21 protein-coding genes are annotated in these 20,581 nt (G+C 68.0%); 13 read left to right on the top strand and 8 right to left on the bottom strand.

Translation table 11 applies throughout. The annotated features are described in order from the left end of the window. The first annotated feature begins 50 nt into the window (after nucleotides 1-50). The 9 genes from PMI12_RS03415 to PMI12_RS03375 all read left to right on the top strand — a co-directional run bounded on the left by PMI12_RS03415 (nucleotide 51) and on the right by PMI12_RS03375 (nucleotide 8,694). Nucleotides 51-827, top strand: a complete 777-nt coding sequence (locus PMI12_RS03415; RefSeq protein WP_007829150.1) for a FadR/GntR family transcriptional regulator — start codon at nucleotides 51-53, stop codon at nucleotides 825-827. 126 nt (nucleotides 828-953) lie between these two features. After that, entirely contained in the window at nucleotides 954-2,288 is a 1,335-nt protein-coding gene (locus PMI12_RS03410; RefSeq protein ID WP_007829148.1) for an MFS transporter, read from the top strand. Between the two features lie 16 nt (nucleotides 2,289-2,304). Continuing rightward, nucleotides 2,305-3,228 carry an L-threonate dehydrogenase gene (ltnD, locus tag PMI12_RS03405; RefSeq protein WP_007829147.1) on the top strand — a complete coding sequence of 308 codons (924 nt, stop codon included), beginning with the start codon at nucleotides 2,305-2,307 and terminating at the stop codon, nucleotides 3,226-3,228. A 23-nt stretch (nucleotides 3,229-3,251) separates the two neighbouring features. Then, nucleotides 3,252-4,265: a D-erythronate dehydrogenase gene (denD, locus tag PMI12_RS03400; RefSeq protein WP_007829145.1), complete on the top strand. Its 1,014-nt coding sequence runs from the start codon at nucleotides 3,252-3,254 to the stop codon at nucleotides 4,263-4,265. 3 nt (nucleotides 4,266-4,268) lie between these two features. Continuing rightward, complete coding sequence (gene otnK, locus PMI12_RS03395; protein ID WP_007829143.1) at nucleotides 4,269-5,540, top strand: 3-oxo-tetronate kinase; 1,272 nt, start codon at nucleotides 4,269-4,271, stop codon at nucleotides 5,538-5,540. Continuing rightward, nucleotides 5,537-6,202 (top strand): class II aldolase/adducin family protein, encoded by a 666-nt coding sequence (locus PMI12_RS03390; protein ID WP_007829142.1) that lies wholly within the window; start codon nucleotides 5,537-5,539, stop codon nucleotides 6,200-6,202. Before otnK ends, PMI12_RS03390 begins: the two co-directional genes overlap by 4 nt. Before the next feature lie 13 nt (nucleotides 6,203-6,215). Beyond that, nucleotides 6,216-7,034: a 2-oxo-tetronate isomerase gene (otnI, locus tag PMI12_RS03385; protein WP_007829140.1), complete on the top strand. Its 819-nt coding sequence runs from the start codon at nucleotides 6,216-6,218 to the stop codon at nucleotides 7,032-7,034. Continuing rightward, nucleotides 7,031-8,227 (top strand): amidohydrolase family protein, encoded by a 1,197-nt coding sequence (locus PMI12_RS03380; protein WP_007829138.1) that lies wholly within the window; start codon nucleotides 7,031-7,033, stop codon nucleotides 8,225-8,227. The genes otnI and PMI12_RS03380 overlap by 4 nt, the downstream gene beginning before the upstream one ends. After that, nucleotides 8,224-8,694, top strand: coding sequence for a RidA family protein (locus PMI12_RS03375; protein ID WP_007829136.1), 471 nt, complete (start codon nucleotides 8,224-8,226; stop codon nucleotides 8,692-8,694). Before PMI12_RS03380 ends, PMI12_RS03375 begins: the two co-directional genes overlap by 4 nt. Here the strand turns inward: PMI12_RS03375 and PMI12_RS03370 are convergent. The 8 genes from PMI12_RS03370 to PMI12_RS03335 all read right to left on the bottom strand — a co-directional run bounded on the left by PMI12_RS03370 (nucleotide 8,687) and on the right by PMI12_RS03335 (nucleotide 16,186). Then, nucleotides 8,687-9,352, bottom strand: coding sequence for a TetR family transcriptional regulator C-terminal domain-containing protein (locus PMI12_RS03370; RefSeq protein WP_007829134.1), 666 nt, complete (start codon nucleotides 9,350-9,352; stop codon nucleotides 8,687-8,689). The genes PMI12_RS03375 and PMI12_RS03370 overlap by 8 nt on opposite strands. Further along, nucleotides 9,349-10,308 carry a PDR/VanB family oxidoreductase gene (locus PMI12_RS03365; protein WP_007829132.1) on the bottom strand — a complete coding sequence of 320 codons (960 nt, stop codon included), beginning with the start codon at nucleotides 10,306-10,308 and terminating at the stop codon, nucleotides 9,349-9,351. Before PMI12_RS03365 ends, PMI12_RS03370 begins: the two co-directional genes overlap by 4 nt. A gap of 30 nt (nucleotides 10,309-10,338) precedes the next feature. Beyond that, complete coding sequence (locus tag PMI12_RS03360) at nucleotides 10,339-10,929, bottom strand: NAD(P)H-dependent oxidoreductase (RefSeq protein ID WP_007829130.1); 591 nt, start codon at nucleotides 10,927-10,929, stop codon at nucleotides 10,339-10,341. Nucleotides 10,930-11,085: 156 nt separating this feature from the next. Beyond that, nucleotides 11,086-12,111, bottom strand: a complete 1,026-nt coding sequence (locus PMI12_RS03355; RefSeq protein WP_007829128.1) for an ABC transporter substrate-binding protein — start codon at nucleotides 12,109-12,111, stop codon at nucleotides 11,086-11,088. A 56-nt stretch (nucleotides 12,112-12,167) separates the two neighbouring features. Beyond that, nucleotides 12,168-13,565 (bottom strand): FAD-binding oxidoreductase, encoded by a 1,398-nt coding sequence (locus PMI12_RS03350; RefSeq protein ID WP_007829125.1) that lies wholly within the window; start codon nucleotides 13,563-13,565, stop codon nucleotides 12,168-12,170. 120 nt (nucleotides 13,566-13,685) lie between these two features. Then, nucleotides 13,686-14,573 (bottom strand): ABC transporter permease, encoded by an 888-nt coding sequence (locus tag PMI12_RS03345; protein ID WP_007829124.1) that lies wholly within the window; start codon nucleotides 14,571-14,573, stop codon nucleotides 13,686-13,688. Next, nucleotides 14,551-15,351 (bottom strand): ABC transporter ATP-binding protein, encoded by an 801-nt coding sequence (locus tag PMI12_RS03340; protein ID WP_007829122.1) that lies wholly within the window; start codon nucleotides 15,349-15,351, stop codon nucleotides 14,551-14,553. Before PMI12_RS03340 ends, PMI12_RS03345 begins: the two co-directional genes overlap by 23 nt. A gap of 13 nt (nucleotides 15,352-15,364) precedes the next feature. Further along, nucleotides 15,365-16,186, bottom strand: coding sequence for a creatininase family protein (locus PMI12_RS03335; RefSeq protein WP_007829120.1), 822 nt, complete (start codon nucleotides 16,184-16,186; stop codon nucleotides 15,365-15,367). A 194-nt stretch (nucleotides 16,187-16,380) separates the two neighbouring features. Between PMI12_RS03335 and PMI12_RS03330 the strand changes: the two genes are divergently transcribed. From PMI12_RS03330 to PMI12_RS03315, 4 genes are read left to right on the top strand one after another with little or no spacing between them, the layout of a single operon-like run. Then, nucleotides 16,381-16,896 carry a hypothetical protein gene (locus PMI12_RS03330; RefSeq protein ID WP_007829115.1) on the top strand — a complete coding sequence of 172 codons (516 nt, stop codon included), beginning with the start codon at nucleotides 16,381-16,383 and terminating at the stop codon, nucleotides 16,894-16,896. 47 nt (nucleotides 16,897-16,943) lie between these two features. After that, nucleotides 16,944-18,110 (top strand): cytochrome c oxidase subunit II, encoded by a 1,167-nt coding sequence (locus PMI12_RS03325; protein WP_007829111.1) that lies wholly within the window; start codon nucleotides 16,944-16,946, stop codon nucleotides 18,108-18,110. 26 nt (nucleotides 18,111-18,136) lie between these two features. Beyond that, nucleotides 18,137-19,903 carry a cytochrome c oxidase subunit I gene (ctaD, locus tag PMI12_RS03320; protein WP_042672769.1) on the top strand — a complete coding sequence of 589 codons (1,767 nt, stop codon included), beginning with the start codon at nucleotides 18,137-18,139 and terminating at the stop codon, nucleotides 19,901-19,903. 59 nt (nucleotides 19,904-19,962) lie between these two features. After that, the gene (locus PMI12_RS03315) at nucleotides 19,963-20,580 is read left to right on the top strand and encodes a hypothetical protein (RefSeq protein WP_007829107.1); all 618 of its coding nucleotides are present in this window, start codon (nucleotides 19,963-19,965) and stop codon (nucleotides 20,578-20,580) included. Nucleotide 20,581: the final 1 nt, after the last annotated feature.

The raw sequence follows: 20,581 nt of genomic DNA, 5'->3' as shown, positions 1-20,581 counted from the left end.
GGCCGCGCAGGGCCTGCGTTAGAGTCGCAGGCCCCACCTCCATCGCACCCATGACCGCCCGCTTCCAGTCCCTCGCTCCCGCCGTCCGCCTCGCCGACCAGGTGGCCGATGCGCTCGCGGCCGAGGTGCGCAGCGGGCGTCTTTCCGAAGGCGACCGCCTGCCGACCGAGGCCGCGCTGGCCGAGCAGTTCGGCGTCAGCCGCACGGTGGTGCGCGAGGCCGTGTCGCGGCTCAAGTCGCTGGGGTTGCTCGACTCGCGCCAGGGCAGCGGCGTGTACGTGCGTGCCGCCGGTGTCGAGCCGCTGCGCTTCGAGATGCCGCACGTCGCCTCGCGCGAAGCCGTCATCCAGATGGTCGAGGTGCGCCGTGCGCTCGAGGCCGAAGTGGCCGCGCTGGCCGCCGAGCGCCGCACGGCCGACGACGTGCAGCGCATCCGCGAGGCCATCGATGCGCTGCATGCGGCGGTCGAGGCGGGCGGCAACGGCGCCGACGAGGACGTGCGCTTCCACCGCGCCATCGCCGAGGCGGCGCGCAATCCGTTCCTGATCGGCACGCTGCAGTACCTGCGCCAGTTCCTGCATGGCGCCACCCGCGTCACGCGCGCCAACGAGGCGCGCCGCGCCGACTTCGCGCGCGAGGTGGCGCAGGAACACGCGCGCATCGTCGAGGCCATCGAGGCCGGCGACCCGCTGCGCGCGCGCGAGGCGGCCAAGAACCACATGGACAACGCGATCCGCCGCATCGAGCTGGCCGATCCCGCGTTCTGGCAGCAGGAAGGCGCGCAACTCGCGCGGCCCCTGGTCGAAGGCTGGCCCGTCGGCAGCTGAGTCCGCCGACACATAAAGACACCAGAAAGTCGCCGCAGGAGGCGTTGCCTTCGGGTTTCCCCGGGTCAATCAACAAAACTCAGATTTGTATGATGACCTGACAAATCAAGCGGGACAAACCTTTTCATGACTTCTTCCACCCTCCCGGCCGGCGCCACGCACGCCGCGCCGTCCGCCACAGCCGATGCCGCGCTCGAAAAGCGCACCTACGCCAAGGTGTTCTGGCGCCTCGTGCCCTTCCTCATGCTCTGCTACGTGGTCGCGTACCTCGACCGCGTCAACGTCGGCTTCGCCAAGCTGCAGATGGGGCAGGACCTGGGCTTCAGCGAGACCGTGTTCGGCCTGGGTGCGGGCATCTTCTTCCTCGGCTACTTCCTGTTCGAGGTGCCGAGCAACCTGCTGCTCAACCGCGTCGGAGCACGCATCTGGATCGCGCGGATCATGATCACCTGGGGCCTGCTGTCGGCCTGCTTCATGTTCGTGAAGACGCCGACCAGCTTCTACGTCCTGCGCTTCCTGCTCGGCGTGGCCGAGGCGGGCTTCTATCCCGGCGTGATCCTGTACCTCACGCACTGGTACCCGGCCCACCGGCGCGCGCGGATCATCGCGGTGTTCATGTCGGCGATTCCGGTGGCGGGCATCTTCGGCAACCCCCTGTCGGGCTGGATCATGGACAGCTTCCACGGCGCGGCGTCGCTGAGCGGCTGGCAATGGATGTTCATCATCGAGGCCGTCCCGGCCGTGATCGTGGGCGTGATGGTGCTGGTCTACCTCGACAACGGCATTGCGCAGGCACGCTGGCTCGACGCGGCGGAAAAGGCGCTGCTGCAGCGCGAGATAGCGCGCGATGCCGAGCACGGCGCCAAGGGGCCGCACTCGGTGGCTGGCGTGTTCCGCGATGTGCGCATATGGTGGATGGCGTTGATCTACTTCGCCTTCGTCATGGGCCAATACGCGCTGACTTTCTGGCTGCCCACGCTGGTCAAGGCCACGGGCGTGCAGGGCAACCTCCACATCGGGCTGCTCAGCGCGATCCCGTTCGTCTGCGCCATCGTCGCGATGAACCTCTTCGGCCGCAGCGCCGACCGTCGCCAGGAGCGCCGCTGGCACCTGATCGTGCCCGCGCTGATGGGCGCCATCGGCTTCACGGTCGCGGCTTCGTACACGCAGAACACCGCCGTGTCGCTCGCCTTCCTGTCGCTCGCCGCGGCCGGCGTGCTGACCTGCGCGCCGCTGTTCTGGTCGCTGCCTACCGCCTTTCTGTCGGGCACGGCGGCTGCGGCCGGCATCGCGGCCATCAACTCGGTGGGCAACCTCGCGGGCTTCGTGAGCCCGTACCTCATCGGCTATCTGAAAGACCTGACGGGCAGCACGCAGATCGGCATGTACGTGCTGGCCGCGGCGCTGGTGCTCGGCGCCATCGGCGTGTGGCTCACGCCGAAGCAACTCGTGAATCGCTGATCGAAAGAACATCCTGATGACCTCTTCCTCCAACTTTCCAGTCGTCGGCCTCGTGGGCCTCGGCGCCATGGGCGCCGGCATGGCGCAATCGCTGCGCCGCGCGGGTCATGCGCCGCACGTGTTCGACGTGCGCCGCGAGGTGGCCGAAGCCTTCGCGCGCGACGGCGGAACGGCCTGCGGCACGCTGGCCGCGCTCGGCGCGCAGTGCGACATCGTGGTCAGCGTGGTCGTGAATGCCGCGCAGACCGAGTCGGTGCTGTTCGGCGACGGCACCACGCCCGGATGCGCCGCGTCGATGAAGCCTGGCAGCCTGTTCGTGATGTGCTCCACTGTGGACCCGAACTGGTCGGTGGCGCTCGAGGCGCGCCTCGCGAAGCTGGGCATCCTGTACCTCGACGCGCCGATCTCCGGCGGCGCCGCCAAGGCCGCGAGTGGCCAGATGACGATGATGACCGCCGGCACGCCCGCCGCCTACGAGAAGGCAGGCGCCGTGCTCGACGCGATGGCCGCCAAGGTCTACCGCCTGGGCGACTCGGCAGGCGCTGGCAGCAAGGTGAAGGTCATCAACCAGCTGCTGGCCGGCGTGCACATCGCGGCCGCGGCCGAGGCGATGGCGCTGGGCCTGCGCGAAGGCGTGGACCCGGCCGCGCTCTACGAGGTCATCACGCACAGCGCAGGCAACAGCTGGATGTTCGAGAACCGCATGGCGCATGTGCTCGCGGGCGACTACACGCCGCTGTCGGCGGTCGACATCTTCGTGAAGGACCTGGGCCTGGTGCTCGACGTGGCGCGCGCCAGCAAGTTCCCGCTGCCGCTGTCGTCCACCGCGCACCAGATGTTCATGCAGGCCTCGACCGCGGGCTATGCGCGCGAGGACGACAGCGCGGTCATCAAGATCTTCCCGGGCATTGAAGTGCCGGCCCCGAAAAAACAAGCCTGAAGTAGAAAGCAGAGACACACAGCATGAACATCCTCATTACCGGCGGCTGCGGCTTCCTCGGCGCCCGCCTCGCTCGCACGCTGCTCGCGGGCGGCAACCTCGCACTGGCCGGCGGCGCCGCGCAGCCCGTGTCGCGCATCACGCTGGCCGACCGCGTGCCGCCGCCCGCCGACCTGGCCGGCGACGCGCGCATCCAGTTCGTGCAGGGCGACCTGCTCGAACAACTAGGCAACGGCGCGCTGCCCATCGCCGAGACGCAGCTCGTGTTCCATCTCGCCGCCGCCGTCAGCGGTGAATGCGAGGCCGACTTCGACCTCGGCATGCGCAGCAACCTCGACGCCACGCGCGGCCTGCTCGAAGCCGCGCGCCGCGCGGGCCACTCGCCGGTGTTCGTGTTCTCCAGCTCGGTCGCGGTGTTTGGAGATTCGCCTGAACAGCGCCTGCCGGCCGTGATCGAGGACACCACGCTGCCGACGCCGCAGAACAGCTACGGCATCCAGAAATTCATCGGCGAGCAGCTGGTGGCCGACTTCACGCGCAAGGGCTTCGTGCAGGGCCGCAACGTGCGGCTCATGACGGTGTCGGTGCGCCCCGGCCGGCCCAACGGCGCGGCCTCCAGCTTCCTGAGCGGCATGCTGCGCGAGCCGCTGGCCGGCGAGCGCGCGCGCTGCCCGGTGTCGCCCGACACGCCGGTCGCGCTGGCCTCGCCCGGCAACACCGTCGCGGGCATCGTGCGCGCGGCCACGGCCAGCACTGCCGAATGGGGTGCGCGCACTGCCATCAACCTGCCCGCGCTGACGACCACCGTGCGCGAGATGGCGCAGGCGCTCGAACGCATCGCCGGCAAGGAGGCAACCGGACTCATCGACTGGGAGCCCGATGCGGCCATCGCGAAGATCGTCACCAGCTGGCCCAGCCGCATCCACGCGGCACGCGCCGAGGCGCTGGGCCTGAAGGCCGACGCAAGCTTCGACGCCATCCTGCGCGACTACGTTCGCGAGAACGCGCAGGCCGTGAAGCTGCCTGTGAAGGGCTGAGCCATGGCCAAGCTCGTGCTCGGCTGCATTGCCGACGATTTCACCGGGGCCACCGATCTCGCCAACAACCTCGTGCGCGCGGGCATGCGCGTGGTGCAGGCCATCGGCGTGCCCGAAGGCCCGCTCGATGCCGACGTCGATGCCGTCGTCGTCGCCCTCAAGTCGCGCACCATCGCGCCGGCCGAGGCCATCGCGCAGTCGCTCGACGCATTGCGCTGGCTGCAGGCGCAGGGCGCGCGGCAGATCTACTTCAAGTACTGCTCCACCTTCGACAGCACGGCGCAGGGCAACATCGGCCCCGTGACCGAGGCGCTGATGGACGCGCTGAACTGCGACTTCACCATCGCCACGCCCGCCTTTCCAGACAACAAGCGCACCGTGTTCAAGGGCTACCTGTTCGCGGGCGAGGTGCTGCTCAACGAGAGCGGCATGCAGAACCATCCGCTCACGCCGATGACCGACCCGAACCTTGTGCGCGTGCTGCAGGCGCAGTGCAAACGCAAGGTGGGACTGATCGACTATGCGGTGGTGGCGCGCGGCGCGGCCGCCATCGACGAGCGCATCGCTCAGCTGAAGGCCGAGGGCGTGGGCATCGCCATCGTCGACGCGGTGTCGAACGACGACCTGCTGCGCATGGGCCCGGCGCTTGCGAAGATGCCGCTGCTCACCGCAGGCTCGGGCGTGGCCATCGGCCTGCCGGCCAACTTCGGGCTCGCGCCTTCGTCGCAGGCCAGTGCGTTGCCCAAGGCCGGTGGCAGGACCGCGGTGGTCTCGGGCAGCTGCTCGCTCGCCACCAACCGGCAGGTGCTCGATTTCATCCAGCGCGGCGGCGCGGCAATGGCCGTCGACCCATTGCGCATCGCCGCGGGCGTGGACGTTGCCGCCGAAGTGCTGGCCTGGGCCACGCCCTTGATCGACAAGGGCCCCGTGCTCGTTTACTCGACCGCCGAAGCCGGCGCCGTGAAGTCGGTGCAAGGCAGGCTCGGTGTCGAGGAGGCCGGCGCGATGGTCGAACGCACCATTGCAGCCATCGCGCGCGGCCTGGTCGAACGCGGCGTACACCAGCTGGTGGTGGCCGGCGGTGAAACCTCGGGTGCATGCGTGCAGGCGCTAGGCATCGCGCAGATGCAGATCGGCCCGCAGATCGACCCCGGTGTGCCGTGGTGCCACGCGCGCTCCGACGCCGCGCCCGAGACGGGTGTGCACATCGCACTGAAGTCCGGCAACTTCGGTAGTGACGATTTCTTCACCAAGGCCTTTACAGTGCTCGCATGACCGAGAACGAAGCCCGCGCAGAAATCTGCCGCGTCGGCCGCAGCCTGTTCGAGCGCGGCTACGTGCATGCCACGGCCGGCAACATCAGCGTGCGGCTGGACGACGGCTTTCTGATCACACCGACCGACGCATGCCTCGGCTTTCTCGACCCGGCCCGATTGGCAAGGCTCGACGCACAAGGCCAGCAGACCAGCGGCGACCGCGCGAGCAAGACCATCGCGCTGCACACGCGAATCTACGCAGCCGCTCGCAAGTTCGATGCGAACACGGCCTGTGTGATCCACACGCACAGCACGCACTGCGTGGCGCTCACGTTGAACAACCCGGGTGACGAGCTGCTGCCCGCCCTCACGCCGTACTTCGTGATGAAGGTCGGCCACGTGCCGGTCATTCCGTACCACCGGCCCGGCGCACCCGAAGCGGCCGAACAGGTGGCGCAGGCCGTCGAGCGCTTCGGCGCTGCCGGCACGCCGATCCGCGCCGTGATGCTCACGCGCCTGGGCCCCAATGTCTGGCACGACACGCCGGCCGCCGCCATGGCCGTGCTCGAGGAACTAGAGGAAACCGCCCGGCTTCAAATGCTTGCGAGCGCCGCAAGGCCTGCACCGCTGAACGCCGAACAGATCGATGAACTGCGCCGCACCTTCGGAGCGCGCTGGTAGTAGAAACACCCCCATGCCCCAATTCGCCGCCAACCTCTCGATGCTCTATCCGGAGCTCGCCTTTCTCGACCGCTTCGACGCCGCCGCGAAAGACGGCTTCAAGGCCGTGGAGTACCTCTTCCCGTACGACTTTTCGAAAGACGAGATCCTCGCAAGGCTGAAGCACAACGGCTTGCAGCAGGTTCTGTTCAACGGCCCTCCCGGCGACTGGAACGGCGGCGAACGCGGCCTGGCCTGCCTGCCCGGACGCGAGGCCGAGTTCCGCGAAGGCATCGCCAGGGCCATCGACTACGCCGTGGCGCTCGACTGCCCCCGCATCCACGTCATGGCCGGCCTCGTGCCCGAAGGCCTGGAGCGCGATGCGCTGCGGCCCGTGTACCTGGACAACCTGCGCTGGGCCGCGGCCGAAGCTGCCAAGGCAAACCGCGACGTGCTGATCGAGCCGATCAACACGCGTGACATTCCGGGCTTCTTCCTCAACCGCCAGGACCAGGCGCACGAGATCGTCGAGGCCGTCGGCGCACCGAACCTCAAGGTGCAGATGGACCTGTACCACTGCCAGATCGTCGAAGGCGACGTGGCCATGAAGATCCGCAAGTACCTGCCCACCGGCCGCGTCGGCCACATCCAGATCGCCGGCGTGCCAGAGCGCCACGAGCCCGACATCGGCGAGCAGAACTACCCGTACCTGTTCGACGTGATCGACGAAGTGTCGGCGCAGTGCGGATGGCAGGGCTGGGTCGGCTGCGAATACCGGCCGCGCCGCGGTTCGGAGCCGGGCGGCACCTCGGCCGGGCTCGGCTGGTTGCGCGCCTTGCAGCAGCGCGCATGAAGCTCGAAGCGCTGCGCATTCCAGTGCCGCTGCGAGGTTTCGCGGCGGGCGATGCGCAGCTGTTCGACGTCACGCTGGCCGGCGACAGGGTCGGGTCCGTCGTGGCCAGCGCTCAACAGCAGCACGCGCGCGGCACGCTGCTGAGCGCACTGGTCGAGGCGCATGCGCACATCGACAAGAACTACACCGTGCAGGACGTGGGTGCGGCGCAGGGCAACCTGTTCGCCGCCATCGACCGCATGAACAAGCACCGCGACAGCTGGACCGGCGAGTCGCTGCGCCTGCGCATGGAGCGCGCGCTGCACGACGCATGGCAATCGGGCGCGCGCGCGCTGCGCACGCACCTCGACTGGGTGCAGCCCGAGCCGCCCGCCGCCCTGCCCGTGTTCGAGGCACTGCGCGAAGAATGGCGTGGCCGCGTCGAGCTGCAGTTCGTTTCGCTCACGCCGCTCGACCTGTTCGCCGACCTTGCCGCCGGCGAGCGCATCGCATGCGAGGTGAAGCGTGCGGGCGGCGTGCTCGGCGCGTTCGTCTACCGCAACGAAGGCATCGTCCACAAGCTCGGGCGCGTGTTCGACCTCGCGCAGCAGCACGGGCTGGGGCTCGACTTCCATGTCGACGAAGGCCTCGACGCCGAAGCCAGCGGTCTGCGCAGCATCGCGCAACTGGTGCGTGCGCGCAACTTCAGGAACGGCGTGGCCTGCGGCCATGCCTGCTCGCTGTCGGTGCAGGGCGATGGAGTTGCCAATGAAACGCTGGCGCTGTGCGCCGGCGCGGGCATTCACCTCGTCGCGCTGCCCACCACCAACCTCTACCTGCAAGGCGCGTGGGACCGCACGCCCGTGCAGCGCGGCATCACGCGCATCCGCGAGGCGGCGGCATGGGGCTTGCGTGCAAGCCTGGCAACCGACAACGTGCAGGACGCCTTCTATCCCTACGGCAGCTACGACCTCCTGGAGACCTTCGGCCTTGGTGTGCAGATGGCGCACCTGGCACCGGCCTCCGACTGGCTCGACGCCGTCACCGTGAGCCCCGCGAAAGCCCTGGGGCTCGCATGGGACGGGCGCATCGCGCCGGGCTGCCCGGCGGACCTGCTGGTGTTGGCGGCAACCGACGAACACGAACTCATCGGCCCGCGCGGACGGCAACGCACCGTCATCCGCGCCGGCCGGGCACTGGAGAAAACACAATGAGCATGGGCAAGCCAATGGCCAATTACGCCGCCGCCAGGCGCGTGGGCGATTTCGTCTTCATGAGCGGCGTGGTCGCGGTCGACCCCGCCACGCGCCGCGCAGTCGCAGGCTACGACGCGATTCCCGAGGCCGCACGCACCGCGCTGCAGGGTGTCGGCTACGCCACGGGGCAGATGTCGGTCGACGTGTTCGAGGCGCCCATCGTCGCGCAGAGCTGGTTCGTGCTCGAGCGCATCCGCCAGATCGCGGCCGAGCATGGCGGCACGATGGAAGACGTGGTGAAGCTGGTGCAGTACTTCCGCCACCTGCCGCACTACGCGTTCTACAACCGCGTGCGCGGCCTGTTCTATCCGGGCGAGCCGCCGGTGAGCACGGTGGTGGAGGTGTCGCGCTTCTTGCCGGGGGACGAAGTGCTGGTGGAAGTCGAAGCCACCATGTACCTGCCCCAGCGCTCGCCTTCTACTTGACGCCCGCGCCCTTCAGCAGGAACTCCGTCACCTGCTCGATCAGGTAGCGCCGGTCCTTATCGTCGCCCTGCTGGGCCACGTTGCGGAAGTACGCGGCCTGGGTGGCGTGGTCGGCATAGAACTGCGTCACGGCCCAGATGTGGAACAGCACCAGCATCGGGTCGGCCTTGTCCATCAGGCCCTGGTTCATCCAGTTCTGGATCACGGCGGCGGCCTGGTCGGTGCGCTGCTTGCTCGTGTCCATCATGTCGTCGATGACCGGCGCGCCGCGCAACATCTCGGCGGTGAAGATGCGCGAGCGCAGCGGGTGCTCGAACGAGAACATCATCTTGCGCTGGATCAGGTCGCCCAGCACCTTGCGCGGGCCGAAGGCCTCGTCGCTGAAGCCGAACACCACGATCCAGTCGGTGAGGATGTCCTGCAGCACCTGGCGATACAGCGCTTCCTTGCTCTCTATGTAGTAGTGCAACTGCGCCTTCGAGAGCCCGGCCTTGTCGGCAATGGCCTGCGTCGATGCGCCGGCCAGCCCCTCGCTGGCGAACACTTCGATGGCGGCCTGGTTGATGAGGCCGAGCACCTGCGTGTACTTGCGCGAGCGGCCGCGCGTGGCGGGCGCCTCGCCGTCGCCTTCTTCGTTGATGGGAGGACGCGCGCTCACAGCTGGAGTTCCAGTTCCTGCCCCTTGGCGCGCGAGCAGCACAGGGCGACCTTGTGGCGGCGCTCGCTGCCCGTGAGGCAGAAGTCGCGATGCTCGGCGCCTGCACCGTCGCCCTCGACCACGCAGGTGCCGCACAGGCCCTGCTGGCACGACACGGGAATGTCGATGCCGACTTCGTGCAGCGCGTCGACGGCAGTCTGGTCCGCGGCAACGGGCACGCTGATGCCGCGCCGTGCGAGCTTCAGCGTGAAGGGCAGGCCGGTTGGGGTACCGGCATCGGTGGGTGCGGCGAAATATTCGGCGTGCAGCGCGTCTTCGGGCCAGTGCGCGGCCGCGTCGCGCACCGCCTGCATGAAGCCGCCGGGGCCGCACACGTACAGGTGCGTGCCAGGTGCGGGTCGGGCCAGCAGCGCTCGCAGGTCGATACGCTGCGAGGCGTCGCCCTGGTCGAGATGCAGCCGCAGATGCGGCGCCAGCGCGGGGTCGCGCAGCGCGCCGGCAAAGGCCAGGTGCTCCTCGCTGCGCGCGAACACGCAGAGCGTGAACGATGCGCCGCGCGCCGCGAGCGCCTGCGCCATCGCCAGGAGCGGCGTCATGCCGATGCCGCCGGCCATCAGCAGATGGTGCGCGGCCTCCTCGCGCAGCGGAAAGGTGTTGCGCGGCGCGCTGATCGCGAGCAGGTCGCCTTCGCGCACGCGCTCATGCATCGAGGCCGAGCCGCCGCGGCTGTCGAGTTCGCGCTTCACGCCGATCACGTACGAGTTGGCGCCGCAAGGCGCGCGCGCCAGCGAATACTGCCGCGAGAACCCACCAGGCATGTGCACGTCGATGTGCGCGCCGGCCTCGTAGGAAGGCAGCGGCCGGCCCCACGGATGGGCCAGTTCGAAGGCCAGTATTTCAGGCGTCTGCCGCGAGATGCGTTCGACGCGTACGGTGAGCGTGCGTTCGAGGCTCATGGTGATGTGTCTCCCTGCTTTCTGCGTTCTCTAGATGCTGCCCAGCTTGCGCGACACGCGCTCGATGAAGTGGCTGCGGTCGCTTGCAGTCACGGCGTTCATGTCGTGCAGCTGCAGCCACGTCACCTTGCAGCGCCATGCGAACAGCGCGCGCAATGCGCGCGTGAACAGCCGCCGGCCCGGGTCGCCGATCATCATCACGAACCAGCGCGGCGAGCCGCCGGTGGTCACCACCGTGAGCCGCTGGATGTGCCGCAGCCCAGACTTCGCGATCTGCCCCTTGCGCTGCGCCGGCAGGAAGGCCACGCCCGGCAGCCACACCCGTTCGAGCCAGCCCTTGAGCATCGACGGCGGTCCGTGAAACCAGGTCGGAAACACGAACACCAGGTGCTCGGCCCACAGCAGCGCCTCGACGTGGGGTTTCACGCGTTCGCGGATCAGGTCGGGGTTGTCGAGGTAGGCGATGCGCTCTTCGCGGGTCAGCGTCGGGTCGAAGCCCTCGGCGTACAGGTCGATGGCCTTGACGGGGTGCCGCGGCTGGAGCGCTTCGAGCGCGGTGCGGTAGAGCGCGTGGTTGAAGCTGTCGGGGTTCGGATGGCAGTGGATGACTAACGTTTTCATGGTTGAGGGCCGGTTCGCTCAGCGTTTCTTTGTTGCTGGCGAGACGGGGTCAGAGCCCAGGGGATAAAAGGCCGCGCAGTGCCTTATGGCAACCCAGGCGCCGGCATCTGACCCCGGCGCAAGCCCCGCGCGACCCACGGGAAAAAACGAAGCCGCCTACTTGCCCGTCAGCTTCTTGCGGACGTCGACACCGACGCCCTTGTTCACGAACTGCGTGGTGACGACCTTCGACAGGTCGACCTCGCCCGGCTTGTACAGGCCGGCCTTGACCATCTTGTCGTAGAAGTCCTTCACGCGCGCCTCGTCCATCGCGCCGATGCCCTTGGCGAGCGATTCGCCGCTGTCGACGATGCCCATCTTCTTCATCAGCTCGATGGAGCCCTGCGATGCGGCCACGGGCGAATCGGGGTTGATCTTGGCGATCATCTCGTTGGCCGCCTTGTTGTCGCCGTAGAGGTAGTTGTTCCAGCCGATGATCGAGGCCTCGACGAACTTGCGCACCGTCTCGGGCTTGTTCTTGATGAGGTCGGCGCGCGTCTCGACGGTGGTCGAGTAGGTCGAGAAGCCGTTGTCGGCCAGCAGCTGCACCACCGGGTCGAAGCCGGCCTGGGCCTTGATCGACAGCGGTTCCGAAATCGCATAGCCCTGCTGGATCGATTTCTTGTCGGCCAGGAAGGGGCCGACGTTGAAGGTGTAGGGCTTGAGCTGCGAGTCCTTGAAGCCGTGCTCCGATTTCATCCACTGCCAGAAGCTGAACTGGCCGTCCTTGCCGATGAAGGCCACGGGTGCCTTGGCCATGTCCTTGAAGGTGTCGAAGCCCTGGCCCGGGTGCGCGAACATGGCCTGCGGGTCTTTCTGGAAGAAGGCCGCGACGACCACGGTGGGCACGCCGTTCTTCACGTTGTCGAAGGACTGCAGCAGGTTGCCGGTCATCAGGAAGTCGACCTTGCCGGCCGGCAGCATCGGCCGGTTGTTGACCATCGGGCCGCCCTGCTGGATGTCGACGTCGAGGCCGTATTTCTTGTAGGTGCCGTCCACCAGCGCCTGGTAGAAGCCGCCGTGGCCGGCCTGCGCCTTCCAGTTGGTGGCGAATACCACTTTTTCCTGCGCCTGCGCGGCGAAGGCTGCGGTCAGCGCCAGGCCGAAGGCCAACGGGCGGAGATGGAAGGCGGGGATGCGCATGGGGACGTGCTCCTGTGGAGGTTTGGGAAAGTACGGGATGCGAAGACTATTCTTTTTCAGCGGTCGCGGGCCATGTCGGGCGACCAGCCGCGTGTTTTTCCGGGGTTCATCAACCCCATCGGATCGCTGCGCTTCTTGAACTCGATCTGCTGCGTGTCGATGGTCTTCATGCCGCCGTCCTCGATGGTCACGACGTGCGGATTGAAGATCTTGCAGCCGCCCTGCGACTCGATCTCGCGGATCAGCTCGTACTGGTGGGCCTCGCCCTTCCAGCGCACGAGCAGGATGCCGAAGGTGCCGCACTCGCCGTTGGCGCGCGCGAAGTCCTGGTGCTGCAGCACGTCGTCGCCGAAGATTTGCAGATGGCGCTCGACCACGGCCGGGTCGAAGGGCTGGGCGTAGGCCACCTGCAGGTAGGTCCACCTGCGGTCGGCCTTCAGTGCCTGCAGCGTCGTGTGGTTGAACGCGCACTCGTAGGCCGGAGGCAGGCCGTCGGCGAGCAGTTCGGCCTCGGTGCCGGCGACCGAGATCGTGCCGCCCTGCGCATCGGCCAGCGCACGAAAGTCCGCCATCGACTCGGGCGAGACCATCGCGAACACCGCATGCCGGTCGGCAGGAAAACGGTCGCGCATGGCCGTGTAGTAGGGCGAGAAGCGCGCCTCGACCGTGGACAGCAGGAAGATGTCGAGCGCGGGCGCCTGCGCCGCGACGGCGAAGGCTAGCGCGCCGCGGTACGTTTCGAACAGCACCGTGCAGTGCACCCATTCGACGGCCGGGCTCAGCGCGACCTCGACGTCGAGGATCACGCCGTTGGTTCCGTAGGCGTGGTGCACTTGCTGGATCTCGTCGCCATGCAGCTCGATGACGCGCGGCTCGCGCTCCACCGTCATCACGCGCGCGCGCAGCAGGTTGCCGGGGTCGCGCAGGATGCCGTGGCGGAATGAGCCGATGCCGCCGAAGCCGCCCGCGATGAAGCCGCCGATGGACGCCACATGCCAGGTCGAGGGCCACATGCGCAGCGCCTGCCCGGTCTCGCGTGCGGCGAGGTCGATGTCGTGCATGCGCGCGCCGGCCTCGACGCGGATGCGTCCGGGGTTGATGTCGAGCACGCGGCACATCTGCGTCACGTCGAGCACGATGCCGCCTTCGAGTGGCACGCACTGGCCGTAGTTGCCGGTGCCGCCGGCACGTACGGTGAGCGGCAGCTTCCATTTCGCGGCCACGGCGGCGGCCTGCCGCACGTCGTCCTCGGTGCTGACCTTGACGACGAGGTCGGCCACGCAGCCCGCGAGCTGCGCGGTGAGGATGGGGCTGTACCAGTAGAAGTCTTTCGACAGCTGCTTGCGTTGCGCCGGCGCGGTGATCAGGTTGAGGCCGTGCAGGTCTTCGCGCACTGTGTCCCAGTCGGCGGCAGGCGCGCTGGTTCCGTCGCATCCGGCAGGCACGGAGTTCATGGAACTTCCTGTCGTCTCTGTTCGGGGAACACCGCGGAACCGGCTTTGCCGGGCCGCTGGTGTTGCCCCCGGTAGGGGGTTGGCGAAGCGACACGAAGTGCGCGAAGACTGGGGGCGAGCCTAGTTCTCACGGCGCATCTCGCTTTCGTGCCAGTGGCCGAGCACGAGGCGCGACAGGGCGGCGAACACGATGAAGATCACGATGCCCAACAACGACACCAGCAGCAGCGCCGCGAACATCATCGGAATCTCGGTGCGGAAGCTCGACTCGAGAATGCGCGATGCAAGACCCGTTTCCTTGCCCGCCGTGCCGGCCGTGAACTCGGCCACCACCGCGCCGATCAGGCTCAGCCCGCCCGCGATCTTCAGGCCCGCCATGAAGTACGGCAGCGCGCTGGGCGCGAGCAGGTAGCGGAAGGTCTGCCACGGCGAGGCCTTGTAGAGCTGGAACAGGTCGCGAAGATTGCTGTCGGCGCTTTTCAGGCCGATGACGGTGTTCGACAGGATCGGAAAGAAGGCCACGATCCACGCGCACAGCAGCAGCGCCGCGGTGGTGTTCGACACGTAGATGAGGATCAGCGGCGCGATCGCGATGATCGGCGTCACCTGCAGGATCACGGCGATGGGGAACAGGCCGATTTCCACCCACTTGAAGAGCGCGAACGCGATCGCCAGAAGCACGCCACCGACGATGGCCGCACCGAGCGCGAGCAGCGTGAGCTTGATCGTGAACCACAGGGCGCTGGAGAGCGAATCCCAGTTGTCGAACAGCGTGCGAAGAATGAGCGAGGGTGCGGGGAGGATGTAGTGCGGGATGTTGTTGGCGCGCACGGTCCATTCCCAGAGCAGCAGGAGCGCCGCGATGATGACGACGGGCGCCACGATGCGCAGCATCGACTCGCGGCGGCGCAGCTTGTCTTCGTGGGCGCGCAGCGCGGCCTCGGAGGGCACCGCATCCGCATTGGCGTCCGCGAGGGCGACGGGCTCAGTGATCGATGTCGAGGCCATGCAGCGCTCCGTGCAGGGATTGGGACACCGCCGTGCAATGCGCGTTGTAGCGGCTCGATGTGCGGAACTCTTCGCCGCGCGGGTAGGGCTCGTCGATGCGGATCTCGTCGATCACGCGGCCCGGGCGCGCCGCCATCACGACGATGCGGTTCGACAGGTACACCGACTCGTACACGCTGTGCGTGACGAACACCACCGAGAAGCGGTGCTCGCGCCAGATGGCGAGCAGATCGTTGTTGAGCTTGATGCGCGTCATCTCGTCGAGCGCGGCAAAGGGCTCGTCCATCAGCAGCAGGCGCGGGTGCGTGACCAGCGCGCGCGCGATCGACACGCGCATCTTCATGCCGCCCGAGAGCTCGCGCGGATACACGTCGGCAAAGCGCGAGAGGCCGACCATCTCGAGCACCTGCTGCACCACCGGCGCCGCTGCGTCGCGGCTCATGCCGGCGAGCTTGAGCGGCAGCCACATGTTGTCGAACACCTTGGCCCAGGGCATGAGCGTGGGCTCCTGGAACACGAAGCCCAGGTCGCGGTCGCTCTGCGTCTTTCCGGTGTTGGCGCCCGACCAGTGCATGTCGCCCGAGCTGAGCCGCGTCAGCCCCGCGATGAGGCGCAGCGCGGTGCTCTTGCCGCAGCCCGAGGGGCCCAGGAAGCTGATGAAGTCGTGCTCGCCGATGTCGAGCGTCATGCCCTGCAGCGCGAGCGTGCCGTTGGCGAAACGCTTGCTGACGTTGCGCAGGGTGACCAGCGGCGGGGTGGATGGCGTGGTGCTTTCCATGATGGCTGCGAGCCTAGCGCCAGGCGGGTTGGTTGGCGAGGCGCGACAGCGGGAAGCGGTCGACCTCGTGCAGCAGCTCGACGAAGCGGCGGCCCACGTGGTCGAGCACGGCGGCGCCCTTTTCGGCCGTGGCGCGCGTGGCGTCGCCGGCTGCGCCCGCGGGGTTGATGTCGTGCATCTGCCAGCCGAGCTTGCCGCTGGGGGTGATCGAGAGAAACTTGTTCTCGGCGGCCAGTTGCTCCGTCATCGAGCTGAAGTTCTGGAACTGGTCCTTGCGCACGCAGTCGGGCGCGAGGTGCAGCATGACCGAGCTTTCGAGATCCCCGGCGTGAATGCCGTGCCGGCCCTCGTGCGCGGTGAACAGGCCCTCGGGCAGGCCCAGCGTGTACCAATTGGCGGCCACGACCATCATGTCGTGTTCCTCGCGCAGGTCGCGCGCAACGATGTCCATCACGCTCATCTGGCCGCCGTGGCTGTTGTAGAGCACCAGCTTGCGCACACCGGCCTTCGCGACGCAGGCGCCGATGTCCTTCCACAGCGAGATCAGCGTGTTGGCGGACACCGTGAGCGTGCCCGGATAGCGCGAATGCTCGTTGCTCTTGCCGTAGGGCACGGCGGGCAGAAACAGCACCGGCAGGTCGTCGGGCAGGTGCGGCAGCGTGGCGTGCACCATGCCGTCGATGGTGGCGGTGTCGGTCGACATCGGCAGGTGCGGGCCGTGCTGCTCGGTCGCGCCCACGGGCAGCACGGCAATGAGCCGTTCACGGTCGAGGCGGGAGAACTCTTCGCTGGTCAGGTCGGACCAGAAACGGCTGCGCAAGGGGACCGGGTTCATCGTGGCGTACCTCGTGGTGACGGGCAGTAGGAGCGGGGATGATGATCTAAATCATCCATTCGGTCAAAAAAAGATGGATTGGCAGGTTACCCACGCCGCGGCCGCCGAATGCAGCACCCCTTGATGGCGGCTCTCCTTGGGCATATAAGTCGTTCATGTTTCCTCGGCTTGTCGCAAGGCGGAAAGGGGACGCTATGAAGAGACGCATCTACTGGCTGATGCCGGACCTGGCGAGCGCCAGGCGGGCGATGGACGATCTGGTGCGGGCGCGCGTCGACGTTGCGCGCATTCATTTCGCCGGACCGGAAGGCATGGACATGGCCGGGCTCCATGCGGCCAACGTGTGGCAGACCTCGGACGTGGTCCACGCAGCCAAGACCGGGTGGGCGGTCGGCAGCGCCTGCGGCATCGTCGTCGGCCTCATGGCTGCCCTGATGTTTCCGATCTTCGGCGACGATCCCGAATGGGAAGTGGCCGTGCTGGTGGCCGTCGTGGGTGGCGTGGTCGGCACTTGGTCGGCCAGCATGATCGGCATTTCCATCCCCAGTCCCAGGCTGCAGCGTTTCGAGGGCGCCATCGCGCAGGGACAGATCCTGCTGATGGTGGACTTGCCGCGTTCGCGCGTGCGGGACATCGAGGCGCTGCTGCAGTCTGCGCATCCCGAGGCCCGGTTCGAGGGCGAAGAGCCGCGAATCCCGGCGTTTCTCTGAAGCGCGAATGAGCCCTGAACCCATGATGCCGAGCCGAGGGACCGCACATGATCATGGCCGTCGCCCTGTTGCTCATCGTGCTCGGCTCGGTGCTGTTCCACGTCTTCAATCCATGGTGGACGACGCCCCTGGCTTCGAACTGGCAGCCGATGGACGACACCCTGACCATCACGCTGGTGATCACGGGGATCTTCTTCGTCGTCATCAACGTGTTCGTCGCCTACATGCTGGTGCGCTTTCGCCATCGCGAGGGGCACCGGGCGGCGCATGAGCCCGAGAACAGGAAGCTCGAGCGCTGGCTGATCGGCGGCACCACCGTCGGCATCATGGCGCTGCTGGCGCCCGGCCTCGTGGTGTACGCGAACTACGTCAGGGAGCCCCGCGACGCCCTCGTGCTGGAGGTGCTGGGCCAGCAGTGGCAATGGCGCTTCCGCTTCCCGGGGCCGGACGGCAAGCTGGGCGCGAGCGACGCGCGCTTCGTCAGCGCCACCAATCCGTTCGGGATCGACCCGGGCGACCCCGCCGGGCAGGACGACCTCCTGATCCCCGGCGACGAGGTGCACCTGCCGCTCGGCAAGCCGGTGCTGGTGCTGATGCGCTCGAACGACGTGCTGCACGACTTCTTCGTGCCGCCGTTCCGCGCCCGGATGAACATGGTGCCGGGGCAGGTCAGCCGCTTCTGGTTCACCCCGAGCGTCGCGGGCCGCTACGAGGCGCTCTGCGCGCAGCTGTGCGGCGTGGGCCATCCCAACATGCGCGGCTACGTGGTGGTGGAGGACCCGGCGAACTACAAGGCCTGGTACGCGGCGCTGCCGAGCTTCGCCAAGTCGCAGGCCAAGGCGCCCGAGGCGCCTGCCGCTCCGGCCGGCGCCTCTGCGGCAGGCGGCGCACGCGTCGAGCAGGGCCGCGCGCTGGCGGACGCCAAGGGATGCGTGGCCTGCCACACGATCGACGGCAGCCCGCGCGTGGGGCCGACCTGGAAGGGCCTGCACGGCAAGACCGAGACCATGGCGGACGGCTCCACCGCGCTGGTCGACGAAACCTATCTGCGCAGCTTCATCCGCGATCCGCAGGCCCGCCATGTGAAGGGCTTCCCGCCGGTCATGCCCAAGATCGAAATGACCGATGAAGAACTGGCCGCGCTGGTGGCCTACATCCAGAGTCTGGGCAGCCCGCCGGCGCAGGCTGCCGCCGAACAGAAGGCTGCGCGATGAACTCTTCCTCGCCCACGGGGCAGGCCATGCCCCACGCCGACGACGCCGGGCACCCCGCGCCGCAGAGTTTCCTGACCCGCTACGTCTGGAGCCAGGACCACAAGGTGATCGCCGTCCAGTACGCCTGCACCGCCATCGCGGTGGGCGTGGTGGGCCTGGTGCTGTCCAACCTGATGCGGCTGCAGCTCGGCTTTCCCGGCCAGTTCGAGTTCATCAACGCCGAGCGCTACTACCAGTTCGTGACCATGCACGGGATGATCATGGTGATCTACCTGCTCACGGCGCTGTTCCTCGGCGGCTTCGGCAACTACCTGATTCCGCTGATGGTGGGGGCGCGGGACATGGTCTTTCCCTACCTCAACATGCTGAGCTTCTGGGTCTACCTGCTGTCGGTGGTGGTCCTGATGGCGAGCTTCTTCGTCCCGGGCGGCCCCACCGGCGCGGGCTGGACGCTGTATCCACCGCAGTCGATCCTGCCCGGCACGCCGGGCCATGCGGGCGGCATCGTGCTGATGCTGGTGTCGCTGCTCATCTTCATCGTGGCGACCACGATGGGCGGCCTCAACTACGTGACCACCGTGCTGCAGGCGCGCTGCGAAGGCATGACGCTGCTGCGCATGCCGCTCACGGTGTGGGGCATCTTCGTCGCCACCATCCTTGCGCTGCTCGGCTTTCCGGCACTGTTCGTCAGCGGCGTGATGCTGCTGCTCGACCGGACGCTGGGCACCAGCTTCTTCATGCCGGCGCTGGTGTCGATGGGCCAGGTGACGGGCTACAAGGGCGGCAGCCCGCTGCTGTTCCAGCACCTGTTCTGGTTCTTCGGCCACCCCGAGGTCTACATCGTGGCGCTGCCGGCCTTCGGCATCGTCTCCGACCTGATCAGCGTGCACGCGCGCAAGTGCATCTTCGGCTACCGCATGATGGTGTGGGCCATCGTCGCCATCGGCGCGCTCAGCGTGGTGGTCTGGGCGCACCACATGTTCGTGAGCGGCATGAACCCGTACTTCGGCTTCTTCTTCGCGACCACCACGCTGATCATCGCGGTGCCCACCGCGATCAAGGTCTACAACTGGATCCTGACGCTGTGGCGCGGCGACATCCACCTGACGGTGCCGATGCTGTTCGCGCTGGCCTTCCTCTGCACCTTCCTCATCGGCGGGCTGACCGGCCTGTTCCTTGGCAACGTGAGCGTGGACATCCCGCTCTCGGGCACCTATTTCGTGGTGGCGCACTTCCACATGGTGATGGGTGTGGCGCCGCTGCTGGTGGTGTTCGGTGGCATCTACCACTGGTTTCCCAAGGTCACGGGCCGCATGCTCGACGACCGGCTCGGCCAGCTGCATTTCTGGATCACCTTCCTGGGCACCTACCTGATCTATTTCCCGATGCACTACCTCGGGGTGCTGGGCATGCCGCGGCGCTACTACAACTTCGACGGCTACAAGTTCATCCCGCCCTCGGCATTCACCCTGAACACGTTCATCACCGTGGTCGCGCTGATCGTCGGCGTGGCGCAGCTGCTCTTCATCGCCAATCTCGCCTGGAGCGCCTGGCGCGGACAGCGGGCCGACGCCAATCCATGGCGTGCCGCCTCGCTCGAATGGCAGACGCCCGCCACGCCGCCGGGCCACGGCAACTGGGGGCCACGGCTGCCGGTGGTCTACCGGTGGGCCTATGCCTATGGAGAGCCGGGCGCGGCGGAAGATTTCGTCGCGCAGAACGCGCCGCCGCAGGCCGGGGCCGGGGAGCCCGAGCCGGAAGGCCAGAGCGAGGTCCGGGGAGCGCCGGCATGAGCGCAGCGCCGGGCCGTTCCCAAGCAAGCTCGCACCGCAGTGCGCAGCACGGAGGTCTCTTGACGACCGCGGTTGCCGCCTGGAGCGACCGCGGCGGCCGGCCCCGCGATGCGCGCGCGAGCGCGGCCAGCATCGGCCTGTGGGTCTTCATGGGCGTGGCCACCGCGCTGTTCTCGCTCTTCATCGTGGCCTACGTGATGCGCATGAGCGGCGACGACTCGATGACGATCGCGCTGCCGTGGCAGCTCTGGCTCAGCTCGGCGCTGCTGGTGGCGGGCAGCGTGGCGCTGCAAGGGGCCGGTGGCGCATCGCGCGGCGCCGACCCGAAGCGGGCGCGCCGCCTGCTGCTGGCGGGAGGTCTCTGCGCGGTGGGCTTCCTGGGCGTGCAGCTGTGGGCCTGGCAGGCGCTGCTGAGCGCGCAGGTGATGCCGGCCGGCAATCCGGCGGGCAGCTTCTTCTATCTGTTGACCGCGATGCACGGGCTCCACCTGGCAGGTGGGCTGGTCGGGTGGGCCTGGATGGCGCACGCCGCATGGCCCGATCCCGCCAGGGCCGCATGGCGCATCGCGCTGTGCGCGCGCTACTGGCACTTCATGCTGGCGGTGTGGCTGGTGCTGTTCGCGCTGCTGGGGTGGGTGACGCCGGAGGTGGCGCGCTTCGTCTGCGGCACATCCTGAG

This window comes from Variovorax sp. CF313, assembly GCF_000282635.1.
Lineage (GTDB): Bacteria > Pseudomonadota > Gammaproteobacteria > Burkholderiales > Burkholderiaceae_C > Variovorax.
This window is presented reverse-complemented; position numbering and strand designations above follow the sequence as displayed.

Bases quoted from the DNA above. Each gene is read 5' to 3' on its own strand.
- PMI12_RS03355 (WP_007829128.1), bottom strand. From the start codon at position 12,111: ATGCGCATCCCCGCCTTCCATCTCCGCCCGTTGGCCTTCGGCCTGGCG.
- ltnD (WP_007829147.1), top strand. From the start codon at position 2,305: ATGACCTCTTCCTCCAACTTTCCAGTCGTCGGCCTCGTGGGCCTCGGC.
- PMI12_RS03365 (WP_007829132.1), bottom strand. From the start codon at position 10,308: ATGAGCCTCGAACGCACGCTCACCGTACGCGTCGAACGCATCTCGCGG.
- PMI12_RS03335 (WP_007829120.1), bottom strand. From the start codon at position 16,186: ATGAACCCGGTCCCCTTGCGCAGCCGTTTCTGGTCCGACCTGACCAGC.
- otnK (WP_007829143.1), top strand. From the start codon at position 4,269: ATGGCCAAGCTCGTGCTCGGCTGCATTGCCGACGATTTCACCGGGGCC.
- PMI12_RS03380 (WP_007829138.1), top strand. From the start codon at position 7,031: ATGAAGCTCGAAGCGCTGCGCATTCCAGTGCCGCTGCGAGGTTTCGCG.
- PMI12_RS03350 (WP_007829125.1), bottom strand. From the start codon at position 13,565: ATGAACTCCGTGCCTGCCGGATGCGACGGAACCAGCGCGCCTGCCGCC.
- ctaD (WP_042672769.1), top strand. From the start codon at position 18,137: ATGCCCCACGCCGACGACGCCGGGCACCCCGCGCCGCAGAGTTTCCTG.
- PMI12_RS03390 (WP_007829142.1), top strand. From the start codon at position 5,537: ATGACCGAGAACGAAGCCCGCGCAGAAATCTGCCGCGTCGGCCGCAGC.
- PMI12_RS03340 (WP_007829122.1), bottom strand. From the start codon at position 15,351: ATGGAAAGCACCACGCCATCCACCCCGCCGCTGGTCACCCTGCGCAAC.
- PMI12_RS03330 (WP_007829115.1), top strand. From the start codon at position 16,381: ATGAAGAGACGCATCTACTGGCTGATGCCGGACCTGGCGAGCGCCAGG.
- denD (WP_007829145.1), top strand. From the start codon at position 3,252: ATGAACATCCTCATTACCGGCGGCTGCGGCTTCCTCGGCGCCCGCCTC.
- PMI12_RS03360 (WP_007829130.1), bottom strand. From the start codon at position 10,929: ATGAAAACGTTAGTCATCCACTGCCATCCGAACCCCGACAGCTTCAAC.
- PMI12_RS03325 (WP_007829111.1), top strand. From the start codon at position 16,944: ATGATCATGGCCGTCGCCCTGTTGCTCATCGTGCTCGGCTCGGTGCTG.
- PMI12_RS03410 (WP_007829148.1), top strand. From the start codon at position 954: ATGACTTCTTCCACCCTCCCGGCCGGCGCCACGCACGCCGCGCCGTCC.
- PMI12_RS03375 (WP_007829136.1), top strand. From the start codon at position 8,224: ATGAGCATGGGCAAGCCAATGGCCAATTACGCCGCCGCCAGGCGCGTG.
- PMI12_RS03415 (WP_007829150.1), top strand. From the start codon at position 51: ATGACCGCCCGCTTCCAGTCCCTCGCTCCCGCCGTCCGCCTCGCCGAC.
- PMI12_RS03345 (WP_007829124.1), bottom strand. From the start codon at position 14,573: ATGGCCTCGACATCGATCACTGAGCCCGTCGCCCTCGCGGACGCCAAT.
- otnI (WP_007829140.1), top strand. From the start codon at position 6,216: ATGCCCCAATTCGCCGCCAACCTCTCGATGCTCTATCCGGAGCTCGCC.